General features: G+C 53.2%; 5 protein-coding genes and 1 pseudogene. All 6 read right to left on the reverse strand.

Going from position 1 to position 3,499, the window contains the following annotated elements; translation table 11 throughout:
- Nucleotides 1-124 (reverse strand): annotated as a pseudogene (locus A9587_RS25355) (EAL domain-containing protein); the annotation flags it as partial.
- Complete coding sequence (locus A9587_RS23990; RefSeq protein WP_105264059.1) at nt 114-755, reverse strand: hypothetical protein; 642 nt, start codon at nt 753-755, stop codon at nt 114-116. The pseudogene A9587_RS25355 and the gene A9587_RS23990, both read right to left, overlap by 11 nt.
- A gap of 67 nt (nt 756-822) precedes the next feature.
- Nucleotides 823-1,596, reverse strand: coding sequence for a F4 (K88) fimbria accessory protein FaeJ (gene faeJ / locus A9587_RS23995; RefSeq protein ID WP_089644971.1), 774 nt, complete (start codon nt 1,594-1,596; stop codon nt 823-825).
- Nucleotides 1,597-1,612: 16 nt separating this feature from the next.
- Nucleotides 1,613-2,374 (reverse strand): F4 (K88) fimbria minor subunit FaeI, encoded by a 762-nt coding sequence (gene faeI / locus A9587_RS24000; RefSeq protein ID WP_105264060.1) that lies wholly within the window; start codon nt 2,372-2,374, stop codon nt 1,613-1,615.
- A gap of 30 nt (nt 2,375-2,404) precedes the next feature.
- Nucleotides 2,405-3,202 (reverse strand): F4 (K88) fimbria minor subunit FaeH, encoded by a 798-nt coding sequence (gene faeH / locus A9587_RS24005; RefSeq protein WP_105264061.1) that lies wholly within the window; start codon nt 3,200-3,202, stop codon nt 2,405-2,407.
- 204 nt (nt 3,203-3,406) lie between these two features.
- Nucleotides 3,407-3,487, reverse strand: coding sequence for a hypothetical protein (locus tag A9587_RS25780; protein ID WP_442899314.1), 81 nt, complete (start codon nt 3,485-3,487; stop codon nt 3,407-3,409).
- Nucleotides 3,488-3,499: the final 12 nt, after the last annotated feature.

Consider the following 3,499-nt stretch of genomic DNA (forward strand, 5'->3'; position numbering starts at 1 on the left):
CCAGAAGCTCTGCACCGGACACAGTAAGGTCGGATGCAGAAACCACTGGCTGGAGATACGGTTCAAATTCCCCGTTACTGAGAGCGCGAAGCAGTCTGTCTGCCGATACAAAATCACTGCCCATACCACCAGTCCTCCATTTTATGGACTTCCCTGTCCAGCCCTGTCATCAGCAGCATTCTGAAATCTCTCACGCCCACATTTTCCGCCAGGCGAGTATGATGATAATACAGCCCTCGCTCATATTGTTTCAGATTCAGAGGTCTGTTTCTGCCTCTCTCTGTAAGGCGTTTTAGCGCACGACGCTGTCCTCCTGTCAGCTTGAATCTACCAGTCTGCGAAGATTTCCTGATTAATATCATACTGATATCATCTTTTAGAGTCTGTAACGCTTCATATCCACTGTATATCTTACAGACACTTCGCAACATCTTTAGTGTCTTCAGCCTTTCCGGTACCAGAACCAGCATTTCACCGGACATTTCCAACCTCAGTTCACGTATCCGGGGCAGATGACGTCCCCATCCCGCAACAGGCTCTGCACTCAACGCCACAATAATCAGGTCCCAGCCATGCCGGGCACAGGGATACCCCAGCAGTACACGGTAAACGTTGTATCCCTGTGCTGATAACAGGTGCCACAGCCCTGTCAGCTCATACCAGCAGGTTCCGGTCAGAAGAATTTTTTGTCTTACACTTACGACAGTCACCACATCAATACCGCACAGAAAACCACCAACGTCAGTATCAGGCATGCCATACTGGCAATGATCGCACAGGCACTAACCACCCACCACATCGGTACCACGATTTTCCCCTTCGTCAGAAATACACCACCACCGGCGTCAGATTCCCCTGCCAGCGTTTTACCGGCTCTTCAGCACCGGGGAAATTCACCTGCACATCACTCAGGGATGTTACCCAGGCACCGGCAATATGCTGTCTGCCATTTTCCTGTGTCGTCAGCATTTCTGCCCCTGAAATAAATGCATCAGGACGCGCGGTTAACCCGGCATACTCCGGGGTCCATTCATAGCCGTTCACCTGCCATAACTGGCGCTTCACCTGCCATTCATCCTCCGGTATCACCTCTCCGCTGACCACACTCCATCCATGCCCGGCAGTAATGTTGTCCTGCCATACCAGCAAATGGCGAACGGTGAACGTAATTTCCCCGTAACGCACCTGCCCCCGGGCAAGCTCTCCCCGGGCCTCAATACGGGGGGATGACGGTGTCACCTGAAGCAATGTCACTGACGGCTGCAGTCCCGGACGGGCGGTTGTCAGCGATGTGGTATGTCCGCCCAGAATATAAAAAACCTGCCCAGCCCGGCCTTCACTGACCATGCCACCTTTACCCGTTGTCAGACCAGCCTGCACGGCGTCTGGTGTACTCATCCGTACAGAGTGGGGCTGCCACTGCCAGGAAACCTCAGGGACATACAGCGTGCCGCTGAATTCCGTCCCCCCCACGGCCATCCCCTCCTGCCAGTGTCCCGGTGGAATAATCAGGGGCTGCGCCAGCACACTGGCTGAAGTCAGAAAAAACAGAGCCGGAAACATACCGGACTTCAGACGATGAATAATATTCAGCACCGGACCCTCCTCCTGCTTACTGGTACTCAATACTTACCGGCAGTGACACCCGCCAGCGTTCCGGCATCGCGCCGTTCAGACGTAATTCAGCACTTCCTGCCACAGTCTGTGCACCATACGCACCTTCAATCTGGCGCAGGGAGGCATCACTGAAATGACTCACTCCCGAATAACCACTGACTGTCATTGTCTGCAGCCAGCCGGGGCCTTCGCCACTGAACATTTTCTGCAGAACACCCGGAATATCAGAAGCTTTCATGGCCGAGCTTTCACCAGGCAGGCCATTCGCGTTCAGGTCGTCATACACGCCGGCATACACCGGTTGCCCGTTCTGCACATGGCGCAACACCCCCACAGCCTGCATTCTGAAAACAAATGAGCCTGCCCGGACATTATTATCTCCGCTAACGGGCAGCGTCACTTCCGCCATGCCTGGTGCTGTCCATTCAAGCGAAAATCCCTCAGCCCCCTTTCCGTAACTGACCCGGGGAGAAAGTCCCTCACGTCCTGCCGGTGTGGTCAGGGTGGTTTTTCCCAGTAAAACAGTCATCGCCGGCAGTGGAACCGGCACTCCCCCACCGTCACGAACACCGCGGCTCTGTTTAACCTCCAGACCTTCATTTCCCTGCCCGACTTTCCATACCCACGGGTTACGGGTGCTGGTCACCGGGCCTCCCAGCTTAAGCTCTCCGCTGAAATCTTCTCCCGGCGTGTTCCAGGCCAGTACACAGGAAGGCAGGAGGCCGGCAGTAAACAGAAACAACGTCATCTTTTTCATTTCTCTTTTCTCCTTATATCCCTGCAACCATTACTGTACTGTGACCGTCACATTCAGCCCTGCCTGCCATGCTGCAGGTGTGCCCTCTGCCGGTAACCGCAGTTCAAAATCCGACACAGCTGAGGCATAGGCCGCAGCCAGATTCATCACCCGACCGTCAGCCAGTACCCCCTGACTGATAACCTGTCCGTTATCCACCGCATTCATGCCATTGCCAAAATTCTGATTCATCAGTAATAAGGCAGACAGACGGTTCTTCAGCCCCTGTGGCAGCGTTCCTGACTGTACATCCGTCACGCTCTGCCCACTGACCAGCGACATCCCGGCCGGTACTGATGCCCCGTCTTCCTGTCTGCCGGCACTGACTGCCATCCCCTGATTAAGGGTAAAAGAAAGCTGTCCCGACACATTTCCCGTTTCCGGGTCACGCACCGGGACAGAGGCGCGGAAACGTTGCGCCGTAGTGCCACTGCCTTCCTTTACGGCGAAAGGCTGTCCGTTACTGCTGAAGGTAATAAATGGCGTGAACCCGGGACCACCACGCTCAGCCACCTCATGCAGATGCCCCTCCAGAAACGGCAGAGCCCCTTTATCACGCAAATTAAAAACCAGTTGCCCGTTCTCTGTACGTGCATCAGCAGTATCCACTGCCCAGGTCTGGTCCGGTGAACTTATCTGCCAGGTCCATTTGGGGGCTTCATCCGTGACAAAGCCGTTAAACTGAATTTCGCCGCCATCAAGAATATCTGCATGTGGTGCTGCCGAATAAAACAGGGTCACCGAAATAATGGCAGAAAGAAGGGATTTATAATGATGCGTTATTTTCATCGACATTCACTCTGTTTTATCCGGAGGATACAGCCCCCCTCAAAGTAATTTGGTCAAATATAAAACAGCACAAAACCGACATGCATCACAAAATATCGAAATATCTGCTCCGCATGCCGATTCTGTGTATTCTGAACTCTAAAAACAGAGTCCAGAAAATTTAATCAACAGCAAACGAGGTGTTTACTGTCAACGATTACTGAATTACATGTAGGTAACAGTAATCGGCAGAGAAGCTGTCCAGGTGGTAGCTTCAGATAGCGCTTCATTGAGAGTGATATTGATCTTCTCACCAGA

Origin of the sequence: Escherichia sp. MOD1-EC6162, from assembly GCF_002965125.1 — a bacterium.
Taxonomy (GTDB): Bacteria; Pseudomonadota; Gammaproteobacteria; order Enterobacterales; family Enterobacteriaceae; genus Escherichia; species Escherichia marmotae.

Bases quoted from the DNA above. Each gene is read 5' to 3' on its own strand.
- A9587_RS23990 (WP_105264059.1), bottom strand. From the start codon at position 755: ATGCCTGATACTGACGTTGGTGGTTTTCTGTGCGGTATTGATGTGGTG.
- faeI (WP_105264060.1), bottom strand. From the start codon at position 2,374: ATGAAAAAGATGACGTTGTTTCTGTTTACTGCCGGCCTCCTGCCTTCC.
- faeH (WP_105264061.1), bottom strand. From the start codon at position 3,202: ATGAAAATAACGCATCATTATAAATCCCTTCTTTCTGCCATTATTTCG.